This window comes from Modestobacter sp. Leaf380 (assembly GCF_001424485.1).
In the GTDB taxonomy this organism is placed as follows: Bacteria; Actinomycetota; Actinomycetes; order Mycobacteriales; family Geodermatophilaceae; genus Klenkia.
In genome coordinates this window covers 83,825-104,194 of sequence record NZ_LMQC01000020.1, presented here as the reverse complement: position 1 = coordinate 104,194, position 20,370 = coordinate 83,825, and the positions used below count along the sequence as shown (strand labels likewise).

General features: G+C 74.8%; 16 protein-coding genes and 1 pseudogene. 6 read left to right on the top strand and 11 right to left on the bottom strand.

Annotation, left to right across the window (positions count from 1 at the left end; translation table 11 throughout):
* Positions 1-2: 2 nt before the first annotated feature.
* Complete coding sequence (locus tag ASG41_RS15865; protein WP_056297071.1) at positions 3-872, top strand: oxidoreductase; 870 nt, start codon at positions 3-5, stop codon at positions 870-872.
* 45 nt (positions 873-917) lie between these two features.
* Here ASG41_RS15865 and ASG41_RS15860 read toward each other — a convergent pair whose 3' ends face one another.
* Both ASG41_RS15860 and ASG41_RS15855 read right to left on the bottom strand, forming a co-directional pair.
* A complete protein-coding gene (locus tag ASG41_RS15860) occupies positions 918-2,336 on the bottom strand; it encodes an MFS transporter (protein ID WP_056297069.1) in 1,419 nt (472 codons plus the stop codon).
* 262 nt (positions 2,337-2,598) lie between these two features.
* On the bottom strand, positions 2,599-3,249 hold the full coding sequence (locus tag ASG41_RS15855; RefSeq protein ID WP_056297064.1) for a TetR family transcriptional regulator: 651 nt from the start codon (positions 3,247-3,249) through the stop codon (positions 2,599-2,601).
* A gap of 159 nt (positions 3,250-3,408) precedes the next feature.
* Between ASG41_RS15855 and ASG41_RS15850 the strand changes: the two genes are divergently transcribed.
* Entirely contained in the window at positions 3,409-4,308 is a 900-nt protein-coding gene (locus ASG41_RS15850; protein ID WP_235564843.1) for a shikimate dehydrogenase, read from the top strand.
* Complete coding sequence (locus tag ASG41_RS15845) at positions 4,301-6,208, top strand: bifunctional sugar phosphate isomerase/epimerase/4-hydroxyphenylpyruvate dioxygenase family protein (protein ID WP_082557013.1); 1,908 nt, start codon at positions 4,301-4,303, stop codon at positions 6,206-6,208. Before ASG41_RS15850 ends, ASG41_RS15845 begins: the two co-directional genes overlap by 8 nt.
* On the opposite strand, the gene ASG41_RS24315 is transcribed toward ASG41_RS15845, so the two are convergent.
* The 3 genes from ASG41_RS24315 to ASG41_RS15830 form a co-directional block, all read right to left on the bottom strand.
* A complete protein-coding gene (locus ASG41_RS24315; RefSeq protein WP_056297059.1) occupies positions 6,192-6,956 on the bottom strand; it encodes an MFS transporter in 765 nt (254 codons plus the stop codon). The two genes, ASG41_RS15845 and ASG41_RS24315, sit on opposite strands and share 17 nt — an antisense overlap.
* Positions 6,957-7,416: 460 nt before the next feature.
* On the bottom strand, positions 7,417-8,004 hold the full coding sequence (locus ASG41_RS15835) for a TetR/AcrR family transcriptional regulator (RefSeq protein WP_056297056.1): 588 nt from the start codon (positions 8,002-8,004) through the stop codon (positions 7,417-7,419).
* Positions 8,005-8,014: 10 nt separating this feature from the next.
* Positions 8,015-9,331: a D-arabinono-1,4-lactone oxidase gene (locus tag ASG41_RS15830; RefSeq protein WP_056297052.1), complete on the bottom strand. Its 1,317-nt coding sequence runs from the start codon at positions 9,329-9,331 to the stop codon at positions 8,015-8,017.
* A 102-nt stretch (positions 9,332-9,433) separates the two neighbouring features.
* Here ASG41_RS15830 and ASG41_RS15825 point away from each other — a divergent pair, with 102 nt between their 5' ends.
* Positions 9,434-10,639 (top strand): amino acid deaminase/aldolase, encoded by a 1,206-nt coding sequence (locus ASG41_RS15825; protein WP_082557012.1) that lies wholly within the window; start codon positions 9,434-9,436, stop codon positions 10,637-10,639.
* Between the two features lies 1 nt (position 10,640).
* Here ASG41_RS15825 and ASG41_RS15820 read toward each other — a convergent pair whose 3' ends face one another.
* The 5 genes from ASG41_RS15820 to ASG41_RS15800 all read right to left on the bottom strand — a co-directional run bounded on the left by ASG41_RS15820 (position 10,641) and on the right by ASG41_RS15800 (position 15,925).
* On the bottom strand, positions 10,641-12,260 hold the full coding sequence (locus ASG41_RS15820) for an ABC-F family ATP-binding cassette domain-containing protein (RefSeq protein ID WP_056297049.1): 1,620 nt from the start codon (positions 12,258-12,260) through the stop codon (positions 10,641-10,643).
* A gap of 220 nt (positions 12,261-12,480) precedes the next feature.
* On the bottom strand, positions 12,481-13,626 hold the full coding sequence (sfnG, locus tag ASG41_RS15815) for a dimethylsulfone monooxygenase SfnG (RefSeq protein WP_056297046.1): 1,146 nt from the start codon (positions 13,624-13,626) through the stop codon (positions 12,481-12,483).
* A 182-nt stretch (positions 13,627-13,808) separates the two neighbouring features.
* On the bottom strand, positions 13,809-14,393 hold the full coding sequence (locus ASG41_RS15810; protein ID WP_056297043.1) for a bifunctional 2-polyprenyl-6-hydroxyphenol methylase/3-demethylubiquinol 3-O-methyltransferase UbiG: 585 nt from the start codon (positions 14,391-14,393) through the stop codon (positions 13,809-13,811).
* Positions 14,394-14,402: 9 nt separating this feature from the next.
* The gene (locus ASG41_RS15805; RefSeq protein WP_056297040.1) at positions 14,403-15,152 is read right to left on the bottom strand and encodes an SDR family NAD(P)-dependent oxidoreductase; all 750 of its coding nucleotides are present in this window, start codon (positions 15,150-15,152) and stop codon (positions 14,403-14,405) included.
* Entirely contained in the window at positions 15,149-15,925 is a 777-nt protein-coding gene (locus ASG41_RS15800; RefSeq protein ID WP_056298125.1) for a creatininase family protein, read from the bottom strand. Before ASG41_RS15800 ends, ASG41_RS15805 begins: the two co-directional genes overlap by 4 nt.
* A gap of 61 nt (positions 15,926-15,986) precedes the next feature.
* On the opposite strand from ASG41_RS15800, the gene ASG41_RS15795 reads away from it, so the two are divergent.
* Positions 15,987-17,288, top strand: coding sequence for an amidohydrolase family protein (locus tag ASG41_RS15795; protein WP_056297038.1), 1,302 nt, complete (start codon positions 15,987-15,989; stop codon positions 17,286-17,288).
* A gap of 39 nt (positions 17,289-17,327) precedes the next feature.
* Positions 17,328-18,899, top strand: a pseudogene (locus tag ASG41_RS15790) (phytoene desaturase family protein); the annotation flags it as partial.
* Positions 18,900-19,092: 193 nt separating this feature from the next.
* Here ASG41_RS15790 and ASG41_RS15785 read toward each other — a convergent pair.
* On the bottom strand, positions 19,093-20,268 hold the full coding sequence (locus ASG41_RS15785) for a hypothetical protein (RefSeq protein WP_056297028.1): 1,176 nt from the start codon (positions 20,266-20,268) through the stop codon (positions 19,093-19,095).
* Between the last annotated feature and the right edge of the window lie 102 nt (positions 20,269-20,370).

Below are 20,370 nucleotides of genomic sequence, written 5' to 3'. Positions count from 1 at the left end.
ACATGACGACGACGGCTGACCGCGCCGGGGACCTCGTCCTCGGCGACCGCACCGTGCACCGCATCGGCTACGGCGCGATGCAGCTGGCAGGACCGCACGTGATGGGCCCGCCGGCCGACCGCGACGCGGCCGTCGCGGTGCTCCGCCGGGCCGTGGAGCTGGGGGTCGACCACATCGACACCAGCGACTACTACGGCCCGCACGTGACCAACGAGCTCATCCGCGAGGCGCTGCACCCCTACCCGGAGCAGCTCACCATCGTGACCAAGATCGGGGCCCGCCGGACGCCGGAGGGCGACTGGCCCGAGGCGCTGGGGGCCGACGAGCTGCGGCAGGCGGTGCACGACAACCTGGACCACCTGGGCCTGGACGCGCTCGACGTGGTGAACCTGCGGATGCCCGGGTTCGCCGAGCCGGTGGAGCGCTCGATGGCCGAGCCGATGGAGACCATGGCCGCGCTGCAGGCCGAGGGACTCGTCCGGCACATCGGGGTGAGCAACGTGTCGACCACGATGCTGGCCGAGGCCCGCTCCATCGCACCGGTGGTCTGCGTGCAGAACCACTACAACCTGGTGCACCGCGCCGACGACCCGATGATCGACGCACTGGCCCGCGAGGACATCGCCTACGTGCCGTTCTTCCCGCTGGGCGGCTTCAGCCCCCTGCAGTCCCGGGCGCTGGAGTCGGTGGCGCGCACGCTGGAGACGACGCCCATGGAGGTGGCGCTGGCCTGGCTGCTGGCCCGCTCGCCCAACGTGCTGCTGATCCCGGGCACCTCGTCGGTGGCCCACCTGGAGGCCAACCTGGAGTCGGCCGCCCGCGTGCTGGGGCCTGCCGAACTGGCCGAGCTGGACGCCATCGGCGGACCGTGACGTCCACCGGGGTCCCGCCGGACGGCGGGACCCCGGTGCAGCGGTTCACACGCGGGCGGTGACGTCCTCGTGCGGGTTCGCCCTGACCCGGGCGTACTCGGCCTTGTCCATCGGGACGGCGTCGGCCCGGCCGAGGTCGTCCAGGGCCACCCGGTGGGTCTCCCGCGCGGAGAGGGCGGCCAGGGCCACCGCGATCCCGATGCCGAACACGATGCTGCCCACGATCAGCGGCACGTTGGACCCGGGCGGTGCGATGGCGGCGAACAGCGAGGGCAGGAACGCGGTGATCATCGTGCCGATGTTCTGGCTCACCGCGAAGCCGGTCACGCGTGTGCGGGTGGGGAAGAGCTCCTGGTAGAAGCTCGGGAACACCGCGTTGTAGCCCTGGTACACCGACCCCCACATGAGCAGTGCGAACACGAACGCCAGCGGGACGTTGTCGATGCTGATCGCATGCAGGTAGGCGTAGGCCATCGCGGTGGAGCCCAGTGCGCCGACGATGATGCAGGGCCGACGGCCGATCCGGTCGGACAAGTCGCCGACGAAGGGGATGAGCACCATCGCGACCAGGTTGCCGACGACGGAGATCCACAGGTAGGTGGCGGTGGAGAACCCGACGCCGTAGGCCTCGCTGGTCGCGTAGGTGGCACCGAAGACCGTGGCGGTCAGCGGGACGGCGTTCATCAGCGCCATGACGACCACGCGCAGCATGTCGGCGCCGTTCTCCTGCACGACCTGCACGATCGGTGCCTTGGGCACCTCGCCGGTCGCGGCCTTCTCCTGGAACGCGGGGGTCTCCTCGACCTTCCGACGGACGACCAGGCCCACGACGATGACGACGGCGCTGAGCAGGAACGGGATGCGCCAGCCCCAGCTCTGGAAGTCGTCCTCGGGCAGCACGGCAGCCAGCGGCAGGAAGATCGCCGCGGCGAGCAGCTGCCCGCCCTGGACACCCTGCAGGGTGAAGCTGGTGTAGAAGCCGCGCTTGCCGAACGGCGCGTGTTCCATGGTCATGGTGCTGGCCCCGGCGATCTCGCCGCCGACCGCGAAGCCCTGGACCAGCCGCATCAGCACCAGCAGCGCCGGGGCGAGCACGCCGACCTGGCCGTAGGTGGGCAGCACCGCGACCAGGAAGGTCGAGACGCCCATCATCAGCATGCAGAGCACGAGCATGTTCTTGCGCCCGTGCGTGTCGCCCCAGTGCCCGAGGACGAAGGCCCCGATCGGGCGGGCCACGTAGCCGACGCCGAAGGTCGCCAGTGACGCGACGACGGCGACCTGCGGGTCGTCGGCCGGGAAGAAGACGGTCGGAAAGACCAGCGCAGCGGCCTGGGCGTAGATGAAGAAGTCGTAGTACTCCAGCGCGCTGCCCAGCCAGCCGCTCAGGGCGGCCTTCTTCGGGGTGCGCTTGACGGCCGGCGGCGTCGCGGCGGGCGGGCCGCCGGCCTCGTGGGTCGTGCTCATGACGGTCTCCTGGGGGTGGTGGCAGGTCGGGCCTGCCGGCGACCGCCGGCCCGGTGGGCCTGCGGTGCGCGGGTGCGGTCAGCGGTGCGGCGTTGCAGTGCTGTGCGCACGTCGTCCGGGGTCTCCGGTCGACGTCCGGCCTGCCCTCGTCAGGGCTGGAGCTCGTGTCCGTCGGTCTATGTACCAACTGGTTACGTACTGGATGGTGAGGTGGCGCGGGTCACCGTGTCAAGCGCCACGGCGCGGACGCGCCGCCGGTCGGTCAGACCGCGGTGAGGTGGGCGACCACGAGGTCGCCGAGCATCCGGCGCTGGTGGGCCCGGGTGGCCGGGTCGAGCATGTCGCGGCCGAAGAGCGTGCCGAAGGTGTGCCGGTTCGCCGTCCGGAAGACGCAGAACCCGCTGATCACCTGGTGCACGTCCAGCGCGTCGACGTCGGTGCGGAAGACGCCGGCGGTGCGGCCGCGGTCCAGGATCGCGCCGAGGACGTCGAGGACCGGGTTGGCCATCGTGGACAGCACGGCGGAGGAGGCGATGTGCTCGCCGTGGTGGATGTTCTCGATGCTGACCAGCCGGATGAAGTCCGGGTGCGCCTCGTGGTGGTCGAAGGTCAGCCCGGCGAGCTCACGGACCGCCTCGACCGGGTCGAGGTGTTCGACGTCGAGCTGCTGCTCCAGCCCACGGATGCGGGTGTAGGCGGCCTCGAGGACGGCGACGTACAGACCCTGTTTGCTGCCGAAGTAGTAGTAGATCATCCGCTTGGTGGTGCTGGTGCGGGCCGCGATCACGTCGACCCGGGCCCCGGCGTAGCCGGAGTCGGCGAACTCCGAGGTGGCCACGGCGAGGATCTCGGCCCGGGTCCGCTCGGCGTCGCGGGTGCGCTCGGGCGCGGCGTCGGCGGGCTGGGCGGACACGCGTCTCCCTGGGTCGGACCGCCGGGCGGCGGCGTCCCGAGCCTAGGTGGCCACCGAGGAGCGGGACGACCACCCGGCGGGGTGGTGCCCGCGGCGTCCGTGTGGTGTCCTGGGTCGCACCAACTCACCATCCGGTACATACGTCCACCCGGAGGCACCGTGCCCGTCCCCACCGCCCAGCCCGACCGTCCGGGCGTCGTCGTCGGGCTGATCGGTCAGGGCATCGGCCCCTCTCTCAGCCCGCAGATGCACGAGCGCGAGGCCGACGCACTGGGGCTCCGCTACGTCTACCGACGGCTGGACCTGGACGTGCTGGGCCTGGCCCCGGAGGCGGTCGGCGAGCTGGTCGCCGCCGCCCGGCTGGCCGGCTACGACGGGCTGAACGTGACCCACCCGTGCAAGCAGCTGGTGATCGAGCACCTCGACGAGCTCTCCCCGGACGCGCAGGCGCTCGGCGCGGTGAACACCGTCGTCTTCACCGGGGGCCGCGCGGTCGGGCACAACACCGACTGGTCCGGCTTCGCCCGCAACGTCGACCGGGGCCTGCCCGACGCCGCCCTGGACCGGGTGGTGCTGCTGGGTGCCGGCGGCGCGGGCGCCGCCGTCGCGCACGCACTGCTGACCCTGGGCACCGGCCGGCTCACCGTGCTCGACGTCGACACCGAGCGGGCCACCGTGCTGGCCGGGTCGCTGCGCGAGCGGTTCGGGGCCGACCGGGCCGAGGGCGGGGACCTCACCGGGCTGGCCACCGCGCTCGGCGCCGCCGACGGCCTGGTGCACGCCACCCCCACGGGGATGGCCGCCCACCCGGGCTCCCCCGTGCCGGGTGAGCTGCTGCGACCGGACCTGTGGGTCGCCGACGTCGTCTACCGGCCGCTGGCCACCGAGCTGGTCACCACCGCGCGCGAGCGCGGCTGCCGGGTGCTGGACGGCGGCGGCATGGCGGTCTTCCAGGCCGTCGACTCCTTCCGGCTGTTCACCGGCGTCGAGCCCGACGCCGACCGCGTGCTGGCCCACTTCCAGACGCTGGTCGACGTCCCGGGCACCCCCGTTGGCTGAGCGCCGCCGGTCGGTCGCCACCGTCTGCCTGTCCGGCACGCTGGAGGACAAGACCACCGCCGCGGCAGCCGCCGGCTTCGACGGCATCGAGGTCTTCGAGCCCGACCTGGTCGCGTCGCCGTGGGCGCCGGCCGAGCTGGCCGCCCGCTGCACGGACCTGGGGCTGTCCATCGACCTCTACCAGCCCTTCCGCGACCTGGACTCGACCGACCCGGCGACCGTGGCGCGCAACCTGCGGCGGGCCCGGGCGAAGTTCGACGTGATGGCCGAGCTGGGCGTGGACACCGTGCTGGTCTGCTCCGCGGTCTCCCCCACCGCCGTCACCGACGACGACGAGCTGGCCGCCCAGCTGCACGCCGCCGCCGAGCTGGCCGACGAGCGCGGGCTGCGGATCGCCTACGAGGCGCTGGCCTGGGGCACGCACGTGTCCACCTGGGAGCACAGCTGGGACGTCGTCCGGTCGGCCGACCACCCGGCACTGGGTCTGTGCCTGGACTCCTTCCACGTGCTCTCCCGCGGCGGCGACCCGGCCGGGTTCGCCGACGTGCCCGCCGACAAGCTGTTCTTCCTGCAGCTGGCCGACGCCCCGCAGCTGTCGATGGACGTGCTGCAGTGGTCCCGGCACCACCGGCTGTTCCCCGGCCAGGGTGCCTTCGCCCTGCCCGCCTTCCTCGGCCACGTGCTGGCCGCGGGCTACACCGGGCCGCTGTCGCTGGAGGTCTTCAACGACGTCTTCCGGCAGGCCGACCCGGCCCGCACGGCGGTCGATGCGATGCGGTCGCTGCTGGCCCTGGAGGCCGAGCTGCCGGTCGACCCGCTGGTGCTGCCCGCCGCGCCGCAGCTGACCGGGCACGCGTTCACCGAGCTCGCGGTGGACGGCGTCTCCGGGCCGGTGCTGGCCGACGTGCTGGCGCGGCTGGGGTTCGCGCACACCGGTCAGCACCGCTCCAAGCCGGTGCAGCTGTGGGAGCAGGGCACCGCCCGGGTGCTGCTCAACGCCGGGTCCACGACCCCGGCGGCACCCGGTGAGGCCTCCGTCGTCGCGCTCGCGGTGGAGTCGGTGGACCCCACCGCGTCGGCTGCACGCGCCGAGGCGCTGCGGGCGCCGGTGCTGCCCCGCACCCGGGGCGCCGCGGAGGCCGAGCTGTCCGCGGTGGCCGCCCCGGACGGCACCGAGGTCTTCTTCGCCCGGACCGGCCCCGACGGGTGGCCCGCGGACTTCCTGGCCACCGGGGAGACGGCTGAGGGCGTCGGGCTGACCCACACCGACCACGTCGGGTTGACGCAGCCCTTCGACGCCTACGACGAGGCCGGGCTGTTCTACCGGTCGGTGCTCGGGCTGACCCCGGGGGCCGACGCCGAGGTGGCGGCGCCCTTCGGGCTGGTCCGCTCCCGCGGGGTGACGACGCCGTCCCGGGACGTGCGGCTGGCGCTGTCGGTGTCGCTGCTGCGCCGTGGCGGCGGGTGGACACCGGGGGTCCCGGACCCGCAGCACGTCGCCTTCGCCACCGGGGACGTCGTCGCCACCGCCCGGGCGCTGCGTGCGGCCGGCGCCCCGCTGCTGGCGGTGCCGGCGAACTACCACGCCGACCTCGACGACCGCCTGCACCTGGACCCGGCACTGCTGGCCGACCTGCGCGAGCACGGTCTGCTCTACGACACCGACGGGCACGGCGCGTTCGTGCACCTCTACACCGAGGTGCTGGGCGACCGGGTGTTCTTCGAGGTGGTGCAGCGGCTGGCCGGCTACGACTCCTACGGCGCGGCGAACTCCCCGGTCCGGATGGCGGCCCACCGCCGGGCCCGGGCGGAGAAGGGGAGCCGGGCGCGGGCGGAGAACGGGAGCCGGGCCCGGGCGGAGAACGGGAGCCGGGCGCGCCCGCTCAGCGCACCGACCTGATCCGGGACACCGACAGCGCACCGAGCACGGTGGTCACCCCGGCGACGGCGAAGAGCACCGGGTAGCCGCCCAGCGAGCTGATCACCAGGGCGGCGAGCAGCGGCGCCAGGGCCTGCGGGGCGACCAGCGCCACGTTGAGCACACCGAGGTCGGCGGCCAGAGCGTCCGGGTCGGGCAGCACCTCGGTCACCAGCGCCTGGTCGACCGAGGTGAAGGCGCCGTACCCGGCCCCGAGCAGGGCGCCGGCGACGAGGACGCTGGTCCACGACGGCGCCACCACGAGCAGTGCGCAGGCCAGCGCCTGCAGGCCGGCGGCCGCCGCGACCGGGGCCCGGCGGCGGCCGGTGGCGTCGGAGAGCCGCCCGCCCAGCCAGGTCGCGGCCACCGTGGTCACCAGGTAGACCAGCGTGACGGTGAGCAGGGCGCCCTCCGGGTCGGCGACGCCGAGGCCGTCGGCCAGGAAGTACAGCAGGTACGTCGTCCCGAGGGCGTTGCCCAGGTTGACCAGCAGCCGGCCGGCGAAGGCCCACCTCTGGTCGCCGGTGGCCGGTGTCCGCACCCGCGCCACCGTCGGCACGTCCGGCAGGGGCAGGGTGTCCCGGGAGCGGAGCAGCCAGGGCACCGCGGTGACCAGCAGGAGCACGACGAGCACCAGCGCGCCGGGGCCGGGCCGGGCGTCCACGGCGGCCACGGCACCGAGTCCGACGACGATGCCCAGCGCCTGCGGGGCGAAGACCGCGGCCGACACGGTGGCCCGCTGCCGGCGGGCACCTGGTCGGCGATGACCGCGGTCAGCCCGGTCATCGCCGCGTAGAGCCCCAGCTGGGCGACCAGCCAGGCCCCGGCGACGGCCGGCCAGGTGGTCGCCCCGGCCAGCAGCACCAGGCCCAGCGCGTCCACGACCACCCCGGCCGCGACCCAGACCCGCCGGCGGCCGAACCGGCTGCGGGTGCGGTCGCACCAGCGGCCGAACAGCGGGAGCGCGGCCAGCGCGGCGAGCCCGGCCAAGCCGTTGACCAGGCCCAGGTCGCGCACCCGGTGTGCCGGGTCGACGTCGGCGAGCAGCACCGGCAGCAGCAGCTGGACCGGGGCGAGCTGCGCGGCCCACAGCCCCAGCCAGAGCAGGCCGAACCGCAGGGTCCACCCGCGACCGACCCGGGCGCCGGCGGCGTCCGGGGGCCCGGCGCGCGGGGCGACGGGGTCCGCCCTCACGCGGGGGCCCCGGCGTGCGCGCGGGTGAAGACCTCCAGCGCGGCGTCCAGCGCGGCCGCGGCGGCCGCGGTGTCCCGGTCGACCAGCCAGGTCGTCCTCACCCCGTCCAGCAGCACGACCAGCAGCCGGGCCAGGTCCCCGACGGGACGGCGCCACGCGGTGCCGGCGGCGGCCGCCGCCCGCTCGAGCAGCCCGGCGGCCATGGCGGTGTAGGCGGTGTACTGCCGGGCAGCCAGCGGCACCAGCGAGGGGTCCCGGACGGCGTGCAGGGTCAGCTCGAGCATGAAGAGCTCGGCGCCCGGGTCGGCCTCCAGGTGGGCCAGGTAGCCGTGCGCCGCCGCCCGCAGCGTCCCGGTCAGCGAGGCCCCGGGTTCCGGGGTCACCGCGGCCAGCTCCCGGCCGACCACCCGGTCCACGAGCTCGCGCATCAGCTCGTCCCGGGAGGCGAACGCGTAGTGGAAGCTGGCCAGCGACATGCCGGCCTCGGCGACGACGGCCCGGGTGGTGCCGGCGGCCAGGCCGTCGCGGGACATCACCCGCAGCGCCGCCTCGACCAGGGCCCCACGCCGGTCCGCCGCCGGCATCCGGGGCACCTCAGACCACCGCGGCGCGGGGCGTGCCGAGCAGCCGGTCCAGGTGTGCGTTGCCCAGGACCCCGGCTGGGTCGAGCCGGTCGCGCAGCGCGACGAACTCGCCGAACCGGGGGTACCGGTCGGTCAGTTCCGCCGCGCCCAGGCCGTGCAGCTTGCCCCAGTGCGGGCGGCCGCCGACGGCGCCGCAGACGGCCTCGACCGCGTCGAAGTACGGACCGGGCTCGGTGCGGGCGGGCACGTGCACGGCGACGTAGGCGGTCTCCCGGCCGACCGCGGTGGACAGCGGGACGTCGTCGGCGGCCGAGACCCGGACCTCCACCGGGAAGGGCACCCGCCACCCCGAGGCGTCGACCAGCCGGGCGATCTCGCGGAGCACCTCGGGGGCGGCCTCGCGGGGCACGGCGTACTCCATCTCGCGGAACCGGACCCGGCGGGCGGAGACGAACACCCGGTGCGACAGGTCGGTGGCCGCCCGGGCGCCCAGGGCCGAGGCGGAGAGCCGGGCCAGCGGCGGCACCAGCGCGGGCACCCGCCGGCCCAGGGCGAGGACGGCGGCGAAGAGGCCGTTGGAGAGCACCTCGTCGTCCCACAGGGTGCGCCAGCGAGAGAGCGGGTCCAGGCCGTCGGCCAGGGGCACCCGGGTGTTGTGCTTGGTGAGGCAGCGGTCGGTGTGCGGGAACCAGTAGAACTCGACGTGGTCGGTGGAGGTCATCACCTCCGCGAAGTCCTCGAGCAGCTCGGGCAGCCGGGCCGGGCCCTCGACCATCGCCAGGGCGAACGCCGGGACCGCCTGCAGGGTCACGGTGGACAGCACGCCGAGGGCGCCCAGGCCCAGCCGGGCGACGTCGAAGACCTCGGGGTGCTCGGACGGCGAGCAGGTCAGCACGCTGCCGTCGGCCGTGACGAGCTGGAGCGCCCGGACCTGCGTGGCCAGCCCACCGAAGGCGGCACCGGTGCCGTGGGTGCCGGTGGACAGCGCGCCGGCGACGGTCTGCCGGTCGATGTCGCCCAGGTTCTCCAGCGCCCAGCCGCGGGCGGCGAGCTCGGCGTTGAGCCGGTGCAGCGGCATCCCGGCCTGGACGGTGACCAGGCCGGTGGGACCGACGTCGAGCAGGGCGGCGTGCCGGTCCAGCCGCAGCTGGACGTGCTCGGGCGCGCCGATCGCGGTGAAGGAGTGCCCGCTGCCGATCGGCCGGACCCGCCGGCCGCGCGCGGCCGCCGTCGTCAGCACGGCCGCGATCTCCGCGGTGCCCGCGGGGTGCAGCACCTCGATGCCGGCGGCCCGTTGGTTGCCCGCCCAGTTGCGCCAGTCGCCCACGACCGCTCCTCTCGTCCCGCGCACGGTGCCGCGCCGACGTCCCCAGGTCAAGCGTCTGGGTCACTTGACCCACTCGGTGTCGCCGGGCCAGGCTGCCTGGCCATGGACGCCGACGCCGCCCGGGCCCGCCTGGACGCAGCCACCGCCCACCTGGACCCGCCGCTGGCGGTGCTGGACCGCGACGCCCTGGACGCCAACGCCGCGGACCTGGTGCGCCGGGCGGCCGGGCGACCGGTCCGGGTGGCCAGCAAGTCCGTGCGCAGCCGCGACGTGCTGCGCCGGGTGCTGGCCCAGGACGGGTTCGCCGGGGTGCTGGGCTACACGCTGGCCGAGGCGCTGTGGCTGGCCGGCGGGGAGGACCCGGTGAGCACCGACGTCGTCGTCGGCTACCCGACGGTGGACCGCGCGGCCATCGCCGCACTGGTCGCCGACGAGGTCGCCTGCACCCGGGTCACCCTGATGGTCGACTCCCCCGCGCACCTGGACGTCGTCGACGCGGTGTGCCCGCCCGGACGCCGTCCCGACGTGCGGGTGTGCCTGGACCTGGACGCCTCGTTCCGGGCGGCCGGGGGCCGGGTGCACGTGGGGGTGCGCCGCTCGCCGGTGCACACGCCGGCCGAGGCCACCGCGCTGGCCCGGCACGTCGTCGCGCGGCCGGGCTTCACCCTCGTCGGGCTGATGGCCTACGAGGCGCAGGTCGCCGGGCTCGGCGACGCCCCGCCCGGGCGGCCGCTGCGCGGGATGGCCGTGCGTCGACTGCAGGCCGCCTCGGTGCGGGAGATCGCGACCCGGCGGGCCGCCGCGGTCGCCGCGGTGTCCGCCGTCGCGCCGCTGGAGTTCGTCAACGGCGGCGGCACCGGCAGCCTGCAGACCACGACCACCGAGCCCGCCGTCACCGAGCTCGCCGCGGGTTCCGGGCTGTACTCCCCGACCCTCTTCGACACCTACCGCGCCTTCCGCGGCCGGCCCGCGGCGCTCTTCGCGCTGCCGGTGACCCGGGTGCCCGCCCCCGGCCTGGTGACGGCGGCCGGCGGCGGCTGGATCGCCTCGGGCCCGCCCGGCGCCGACCGGGTGCCCCGACCGACGTACCCGGCCGGCCTGCGACTGCTGCCCAGCGAGGGCGCCGGTGAGGTGCAGACCCCGCTGCGCGGGCCGGGCACCGCGGGCCTGGGCGTGGGTGACCGGGTGTGGTTCCGGCACGCCAAGGCCGGCGAGCTGTGCGAGCGGGTCGACGCCCTGCACGTGCTCGCCGGCGAGGACCTGGTCGGGTCCTGGTCCACCTACCGGGGTGAGGGCCGGACCCTCTGAGTCAGCGGGCCCGCTGCACCCGGGCCTCGTCGAAGACCGGCTCCGGCGTCTCCCGCACCCGGCCGTCGGAGCCGAAGACCAGGAACCGGTCGAAGGAGCGGGCGAACCAGCGGTCGTGGGTGACCGCGACGACGGTGCCGTCGAAGGCGGCCAGCGCCTGCTCCAACGACTCGGCGCTGAGCACGTCGAGGTTGTCCGTGGGTTCGTCGAGCAGCAGCAGGGTCGCCCCGGACAGCTCCAGCAGCAGCACCTGGAACCGGGCCTGCTGGCCACCGGACAGCGACCGGAACAGCGAGTCCCCGGCCGCGGCGAGCCCGTAGCGGCGCAGCACCGCCATCGCCCGGCCCCGGTCGATGCCCGGGCGGCCGGGCTCCCCGTGCCACAGCAGGTCGGTGAGCGTGCGCTCCATCCACTCCGGGTGCGCGTGGGTCTGGGCGAAGAAGCCGGGGACGACGCGGGCGCCGAGCTTCCAGGTGCCGGTGTGGGTCACGTCCTGGCCGGCCATCAGCCGCAGGAAGTGCGACTTGCCGGCGCCGTTGGAGCCCAGCACCGCGACCCGGTCGCCGTAGTCCAGCTCCACGTCGAAGGGCTTCATCAGCCCGGTCAGCTCCAGGTCGGCCGCCACCAGCACCCGGACGCCGGTGCGGCCGCCCTTCAGGCGCATCGCCACCTCCTGCTGCGGCGGGCGTTCCGGGGGCGGGCCGGCGGCCTCGAACTTGGCCAGCCGGGTCTGCATCGCGTGGTACCGGTTGGCCATGTCCGGGGAGTTCGCGGCCTGCTGCTGCATCGTGCGGGTGAGGTCCACCAGGCGCTGGTGCTCCTCCTCCCAGCGCAACCGCAGCTCGGCCATCCGCTCGTGCCGGGCGTCGCGCGCGGCGGGATAGGCGGCCCAGCTGCCGCCGTGCACCCAGGCCGTCCCGCCCTCGACGGTGACCACCCGGTCGGCGACGGTGTCCAGCAGCTCCCGGTCGTGGCTGACGAAGAGCACCGTCTTGCGGGTCTCCCGCAGCCGTTCCTCCAGCCAGCGCTTGCCGGGGACGTCGAGGTAGTTGTCCGGCTCGTCGAGCAGCAGCACCTGGTCCGGGCCGCGCAACAGGCACTCCAGCGCCAGCCGCTTCTGCTCACCACCGGACAGCGTCTGCAGCTCGCGGTACTTGCACTGCTCGTAGGGCACGCCCAGCGCGGCCACGGTGACGGTGTCCCAGGTGACCTCGACGTCGTAGCCGCCGACGTCGCCCCAGTGCCCCAGCGCGTTCGCGTAGGCCATCTGGGTGGGCTCGTCGTCGCGCTCCATCATGGCCAGCTCGGTGGCCGCGACGGCGTCCCAGGCCGCCCGCACCGGCGGCGGGGCCAGGTCGACGAGGAACTGCTGCACCGAGGTGTCGTCGCGGACGGACCCGATGAACTGGCGCATCACGCCCAGACCGCCGACCAGGGCGACCGACCCGGCGTCCGGGGTCAGGTCGCCGGTGATGATCCGCAGCAGCGTGGTCTTGCCGGCGCCGTTCTCCCCGACCAGGGCGGCGCAGGCGCCGTCCCCGACCCGGAAGGAGACGTCGTCCAGCAGGACCCGCCCGTCGGGCAGGGTGAACCGGATCCCGGTGACGTCGACGTATCCCACGCCGCCCAGTGTCCCGGACGACCCGACCGGGTCAGCCCAGCAGGATCGAGAAGACCACCGCGCCGGCGGCCAGCACCATCGCCAGGACGACGATCCCCGCCACCACGCGTTGCTTGTCCCGGTCCATCACAGCCCGGCCTCGTCCAGAGGCTCGGCGCGAGCTTGCTCGTGCTGAGGAGGACGAGGTCCTTCGACCATCATGGGCGGGACCGTACCGGGGTCAGACCGCGGCGGCGGGCTGGAACTCGGTCGGCGCGAAGCCGGCGGCCTGCTCCATCTCGCGCACCAGCGGCAGCACCTTGGCGCCGAAGTACTCGATCTCCTCCTGGAAGTGCAGGAAACCGGTGAGGAAGAGGTCCACGCCGTGCCGGCGGAACTCCACGATGCGCTCGGCGATCTGCTCCGGCGTCCCGATCAGGTTGGTCTTGAAGCCGTCGTTGTACTGGACCAGGTCCTCGAAGGAGGAGTCGGCCCACATGCCCTTCTTGTCCCCGGTCGAGCTGCCGGCCTGGGCGACGGCGTCCCGGAACCCCTCGACGGCCGGCTTGTCGGCCTTGGCCACGATCTCGCGGAGGGTGTCGTGCGCCTCGGCCTCGGTGTCCCGGGCGATGACGAAGCCGTTGAGACCGAACCGGACCCGGCGGCCCAGCGGGTCGGCGACCGCGCGGACGTCGCGGATCTGCTCGTCGATGCCGGCCAGGTCCTTGCCGTTGGAGAAGTACCAGTCCGAGACCCGGCCGGCCATCTGCCGGGCGGCGGTGGAGTTCCCGCCCTGGAAGACCTCCGGGTGCGGGCGGCCCGGCGAGGACAGCGGCTTGGGCTGCAGGTCGAAGTCGCGGAAGCGGTAGAAGTCGCCGCCCAGGGTGTAGCCGTCCTCGGTCCAGATGCCCTTGAGCGCGCTGATGAACTCCTCGCTGCGTCGGTAGCGCTCGTCGTGCTCGAGCCACGGCTCGCCCATCGCGGTGAACTCGCCCTTGAACCAGCCGGAGACGACGTTCACGGCGAAGCGGCCGTTGCTCAGGTGGTCCGCGGTCGCGCCGAGCTTGGCGAGCACACCGGGCTGCCACATGCCGGGGTGCACGGCTGCGATGACCTTGAGCCGCTCGGTGGCCAGCAGCAGCGCCAGGGAGAAGGACACCGACTCGTGCTGGAAGGCGGCGCTGTAGCTGGCCATGTACCGCACCTGGCTCAGCGCGTACTCGAACCCGACCGCCTCGGCGGTCTGGGCGAGCTTCTTGTTGTAGTCGTAGCCCCAGTCGGTGCGCTGCTCGATGGTCGAGGTGACCAGGCCGCCGCTGACGTTGGGGACCCAGTAGGCGAACTTCGAGGCCTGCAGCTCGTCGCCGGGGGTGGTGGGTGCGCTCATGGCAGGGGTGTCCTCACGAGAGGTGGGAGGGAGACGTGCGTGGGCCGGTCCGGGAGCGAGCGCTCAGCGCGGACAGCGGGTCGTGCACGCGGTGCTGGTGACACGGCAGAAGTCGACGACACGGCGTCGAGTCAGCTCCTGGGTCGGCACCGGGCCAGGAAAGCACACCGACCTGGTGGTCTTCACCTCGAGACGGGTCGGGTGCCCCACAGCAGCGTGTCCAGCGCGGTGCCGGCGGGGGTCTCCCGGCGCACCTGCTCGCACCGGTCGACGTCCAGCAGCGCGGCCACCGGGGCCAGCCGGTCCACCGAGTGCAGGATCGTGGTGTCCTGCGGCCCGCCCACCCCGTGCGCGACGTTGTCGACGTCGTGGCCCAGCAGCAGCAGCCGCCCGCCGGGGCGCAGCCAGTCCACCGCCCGGGTCAGCAGCGCCGTCATCCCGGCCTCGGGCAGGTGCAGGTAGACCACCAGGACCAGGTCGCAGCTGCCCGGCGCCGTCGACCAATTGGTGACGTCGTCGACGGCCCAGGTGACGGCCGCGCCGTGCTCGGTGTCCCGGCCACGGTCCAGGCCGACGGCGGCGAAGTCGACCGCGGTGACCTCCCAGCCGCGGGCGACCAGCCACAGTGCGTGCCGGCCCTCCCCCGCGGCCAGGTCGACGGCGACCCCGGGCTCCAGGTCCGCGCACAGCTCCGCGACCAGCGCGTTCGGCTCGGCCGACCACTGTGCCTTCTCCGCGTACCGGGCGTCCCAGTCCTCTGCCTGCATCCCGCGCTCCTAGTGCGTGAGCATGCCGCCGGTGACGTTGAGCGCGTCACCGGTGAGGTAGTCGGAGTCCCCCGACGCCAGGAACAGCGCGGTGCGGGCGACGTCGGCCGGCTCGCCCAGGCGGCCCAGCGGGGACTTGGCCGACCACCGGGCGACGTCGGCGGCGGTGCGGGTGGCCGCGCCCATCTCGGTGAGCACGTAGCCGGGGCAGATGCAGTTGGCGGTGATGCCGTGCGGGCCGAGCTCCTCGGCGGTGGCCCGGGTCAGCCCGATGACCGCGGCCTTGGACGCGGCGTAGTGCGCCTGCCCCGCCCCGCCGGCCTTGCCGCCCATCGAGGCCATGTTGACGATCTTCCCCACGCAGTCCGAGGACGGCGTCCGCTGGGCGATCATCGCCCGCGCGGCGACCTGGGTGGTGACCAGCATGGCCCGGGCGTTCACGGCGAAGACCTCGTCCCAGGCGGCCGGGTCCAGCTCCAGCAGCGACCCGAAGCGCAGGATGCCGGCGTTGTTGACCAGCACGTCGATGCCGCCGAGGGTGGCGATCGCCTCCTCGGTGACCTCGCGGGTGGCGGTGACGTCGGCCAGGTCGACCGCCAGCGCCGTCCCGCCCACCTCGGCGGCGACCGCAGAGGCCTCGGCGACCAGCCGGTCCAGGACCACGACCCGGGCACCCTCGGCACCGAACAGGCGCACGATGGCGGCCCCGATGCCGCGGGCGCCGCCGGTGACGACGACGCGCTTGCCCGACAGCCTCACCGGGGACCCGGCTCGAAGCGGGAGACCTCGGCCAGCGCCTCGCCCAGGTACGTGACCATCGCCGCCGCCCGCTGCTCGCCGCGCTCGGCGGTGGCGTGCGTGGCGTCGCCGATCACCCCGGCCGGCCCGAAGTCCTCCGACGTCCAGCCGAAGGACACCGGGCCGCCGAACCGGACGTGCCGGTACTCGGCCAGGTGCTCGGGGACCCAGCGGTCGGCCTGGGTCATGTCGACCAGGTCCGGGCGCAGGTGCAGCATCAACGACGTCTCCTCGTGGCCCCCGTGCACGCCCATGCCGAGCTCGTCGGCCGGGCTGTCCCCGCCCTGGTCGGCGGGTACCGCCGGGTGCAGCGTGAAGGTACGCAGGCCCGACTCCAGCCGGAGGTCCCGGGCCGCCACCTGCAGCAGCGCGGAGTTCCCGCCGTGCCCGTTGAGGAACGCCAGCCGGCGTGCCGGGGTCTTGGCCACGCACCGGCCCAGGTCGTGCAGCACGGCCAGCAGCGTCTCCGCCGACAACCAGAACGTGCCGCCGGACCAGGCGTGCTCGTTGGACTTCGTGTAGGCCAGCGGCGGCAGCAGCCACAGGTCGAGCTCGTCGCCGAACTGCTCGACGGTCCGCTCCGCCAGCGTCTGCGCGGCGATCAGGTCGGTGGCGACCGGCAGGTGCGGGCCGTGCTGCTCGATGGCGCCCGTGGGCAGCACCAGCACCGAGTCCGGGCCGAGACGTTCGGCGATGGCGGGAGCGGACAGCTCCGTGAGCAGGCGGGATGTCACGGGCGGACCGTAGGTGGGCCGCGTTGCGCTGCCGTAACACCGCGGTGTCAGGGTCGACCGCGTGCTCACGGTCACCGGTGCCCTCGTCGTCACGACCAGTGCCGGGGAGGTGGCCGGCGACGTCTGGTGCTCCGCCGACGGCACCGTCTCCGCCGTCCCGGTCGACGGCGGGGAGGTGCTCGACGCCCGCGGCTGCGTCGTCACCCCGGGGCTGGTGAACGCCCACGCGCACCTGCTGCAGACCGCGTTCCGGACGCTGCCGGGCACCCGCGGCGTGCCGATGCGGGAGTGGCTGCCCACCATGGCCGCGGCCTACGACGCGGTCGGCGTCGACCCCGAGCTCGGGCACGCGGCCGCGTCGGCCGGGCTGGCCGAGGCGCTGCTGTCCGGCGTCACCACCGTGGCCGACCACCACCTGACCTGGCCCGCCTCCACCGGCGACGGCGTCGCGCTGGCGTCGGCGACCGTGCAGGCGGCCCGGGACCTGGGCGCACGGGTGGCGTTCGTCCGGGGTTCTGCCCGGGACGACGCCGAGACCGCCGCCGCCTCGGCCGACGCGGTCGCCGCGGCCCTGGTCCCGCACGGCGGGGTCACCGCCGACGGCGTCGTGCAGGTCGCCGTCGGCCCGGCCGGGGTGCACTCGGACTCCCCCGAGACGTTCGCGCTCATGGCGCAGGTCGCGGCCGCCCGCGGGCTGCGCCGGCGCACCCAGGCCAACGAGCAGGTCGACGTGGTCATCGCCCTGGAGCGGTACGGACGACGTCCGCTGGAGCTGCTCGAGGAGTGGGGCTGGCTGGCCCCCGACGTCACGCTGGCCCACCTGTGCGACCTCACCCCGGGCGAGCTGGGCCGGGTCGCGGCCAGCGGGGTCACCGCGACCCACGCCCCCGGCTGCGACCTGCCGATGGGCTGGGGCATCGCTCCCGCCGCCGCGCTGGCCGACGCCGGGGTCGCCGTGGGGCTGGGCACCAGCGGCGGCGGCTCGAACGACGGCGGTCACCTGCTCGCCGACGCCCGCCTGGCCATGCAGGTCGCCCCCCTCGTCGGCCGGCCGGTGACCGCCCGCGAGGTGCTGGGCTGGGCCACCACCGGCTCCGCCGACGGCCTGGGCCGCCCCGACCTCGGCCGGATCGCCCCCGGCGCACGGGCCGACCTGGTCTGCTGGGACGTCACCGGGGTGGCCGACGCCGGGGTCGCCGACCCGGTCGCCGGGCTGCTCTGGGCCTCCCCCGGCCGGCGCCCCAGGCACGTCGTCGTCGGCGGGCGGGTGGTGGTGCGCGACGGCGAGCTGGTGAGCCGGGACGAGGGCGACGTCGTGGCAGACCTGACGTCGTTGCTCGCCCGGCGGTCCACGCGGGCGTGACGCCGACGGAACCGGCCTGACACGACCGACCGCGACAGTGCGGCCATGACGGACGTCGTGGTGGTCGGGGCCGGGCACAACGGGCTGGTCTGCGCGGCCTACCTGGCGCGCGCGGGGCTGGACGTGCTGGTGCTGGAGGCGCGGGACTCCACCGGCGGCTGCGCCTCCACCGTCGACGCGCTCGGCGCCCGGGTGAACACCTGCAACTGCGACCACACGATGGTCCGGACGACGTCGATCGCGGCCGAGCTGGACCTCGCCGCACACGGGCTTCGCTACCTGGATGTCGACCCGCAGGCGCTGCACGTCACCTGGGACGCCCCCGCCGCGGCGCCGTTCGTCCAGTTCCGGGACGTCGAGCGGACCCTGGACGCCCTCGCCGTCACCCACCCCACCCAGGTCGAGGGGTACCGGCGCTACCTGCGTGCGGCCACCCCCGTCGCCCGGCTGCTGACCGAGCTCACCTCCGCCCCGCCCACCCCGGGTGCGGTGCTCCGCCGGCTGGCCGACCGGCGCGCAGCCGCGCTCCCCCGGCTGCTGGACTGGTCGCGGCGCAGCGTCGGTGAGGTGCTGGCCCGGTACTTCACCGACGAGTCGCTGATCGCGGGGGCGTTCACCACCGGACCCGCCGTCTGGGGCGTCACGCACGGCACCCCCGGCACCGGGCTGGGCGCCACCGGCATGGCGATGCGGCACCTGGTCGGCATCGGCCGGCCCGAGGGCGGGTCCGGTGCGCTGCCCGACGCGCTGGAGGCCGCGCTGGTCGCCGCCGGCGGCCGGGTGCGCACCGGGGCGCGGGTGGCCGAGGTCGTGCTGGAGGGCGAGCGGGTGCGCGGGGTGCGGCTGACCGACGGCGAGCTGGTCGAGGCCGGCACCGTGGTGTGCGCCGTCGACCCCCGGGACGCACTGGTCAACTGGCTGGGCTCGGCCCCGGCCGGGGCGCGGGAGATGGTGGCCCGCTGGTCGGCCCGCCCCCTGGCCGACGGGTACGAGTCCAAGATCGACGCCGTCGTCGGCGAGCTGCCCCGGCACCCGGGCATCGAGGCCCTGCGGTCCACCGTCGGCCCCTTCGACCCCGGCGTGCCGACGACGACGGTCTCCACCGGGCTGGCCGGCATCGCCGCCGCCTTCGACCTGCTGCCCGCGGGCCGGGTCGCGCAGCGCCCGATGATGCTGGCCAACACCCCGTCGGTGCTGGACCCCACGATGCGGGTCGGCGAGGACCACGTGTTCAGCCTCGAGGTGCTGTGGACGCCGTACGCGCTGCCCGGAGGCTGGACCGGCTCGGCCGAGCCCCGGCGCTGGCTGGACGCCTACGCCTCGCAGCTGGCCCCCGGGTTCGCCGACGCCGTCCGGCGCTGGCGGGTGGTGACGCCGGAGGACTACGAGCGCGACTTCTCGATGGCCCGCGGCTACGCCCCCTCGTTCTCCGGCGGACCGCTGGCCGCGCTGGTCGGTCGGGACCGCGAGCTCACCCGCTACGAGACCCCGGTGCGCGGGCTGTACCTGACCGGCGCGGGCACCTTCCCCGGTGCCGGCGTCTGGGGCGCCTCGGGCCGGAACGCGGCGTCGGTGGTCCTGCGCGCGGTCGGCGTCCCGCTCGCCGCCTGACCGCCACCGCGCTCGGCCGCAGTACCGCCACCACGCACCACGGCGTGCTGGGTGCGCACTCCGGTCGCGGACTGCGCACCAGGCACGCACTGATCGGTTCGGGGGGGGTGTGGGCGGGCCGATCGCCCGTCACGGCGACGGCCCGCCGTCCCCCGCGCGGGGGACGACGGGCCGTCGCCGGCGGTGCTGTCGGTCAGGTGGCGGGGACGCCGATCGAGTCGTCGATGAACTCGTTGGTGACGAGGTCGTCGGCGGTGATGCCGTCGGTGGGGGCGCTGCCCTGCTCGGTGAAGATCGGCGTGGTCTGCTCGATCAGGGTGTCGACGCGGTCGGTGTCGAAGTTGCCGTGGGTGTCGTCGGGGCCGTTGCCGACCAGGCCGAGCTCCTTCTGGGTCTCCACCGAGTAGTCGGCCACGCCCTGGGAGTAGACCCAGCCCGTGTCGTACTGCTCGACCAGGTCCAGGATGATCGAGGTCGCCCGGGCCGGGTCGGCCAGGTAGTCGACGTCGGCCTGCTGCATGATCGGGACGAGCGCGGTCAGGCAGTCCGACATGCCCTCGAGGTCGTCGGAGCGCACCGAGATCGAGGACTGGTAGGGCTGGAAGCCGGCGTCGTAGACGAGCTGGTACTCGACGTCCTTCCCCCAGTCGGTGACCTCGTTCTTGTAGATGAACGGCTCGGCCGAGGCGAAGCCCTGCTGGGCGACCTCACCGGCGGCGGCGACGAAGCCGGCCGGGGTGCCGTCGTAGGAGCCGTCGACCTGGTCGCTGTTCAGGATCCCGGCGCCGGTCAGGTAGGCCATGTAGGCCGAGCCCTCGAAGTAGCGCACGGTGGTGCCGGCCTCGCCGAGCTCCTCGATGGAGGTGACGTCGGGGTAGGTCGCCGGGTCCCACATGATCATGGTCGGGGAGATCTCCAGCGGGGCCAGCACCGCGGTGGTGGGCTGGCTGTCCGAGAGCTGGATGGCCTCGTCGGTGGCGATGTAGCCCAGGTTGATGTCGGTGTCGGTGTACATCTGCGCCGTCACGGTCTGGAAGCCGATGGCCGGGCCGCCGGCGCGGATCTCCAGGGTGACGCCGGTGCTCTCGCCCTCGGAGTCGATGAGGGTGCCGCTGACGGTCTTGCTGCCGGCGTCCACGACGTAGTCGTCACCGAGGGACTCGTAGAGGCCGCCGTGCTCGGACTCGGGGTTCCAGTCGGTCTGGACGACGATGTTGCTGGGGCAGCCGGCGGCGGCGAGGTCGTTGCTGCCGACCTCGCCGGAGGGGCCGGCCGCGGCCGAGTCGCTGTCGTCGCTGCCGCAGGCGGCGAGGGAGAGGGCCAGCAGGGCGGTGGCCGCGAGGGCCGACGTCGTCCGGGTGATGCGCACACGTGCTCCTAGGGGTGGGAGAGGCACGGCCCCTCAGGCTCGGGGGGTCGTGTCGGGGCCGGCGGCGGTGCGCGGACCCGGTGGTGCGGGGCGGTGCGGGAG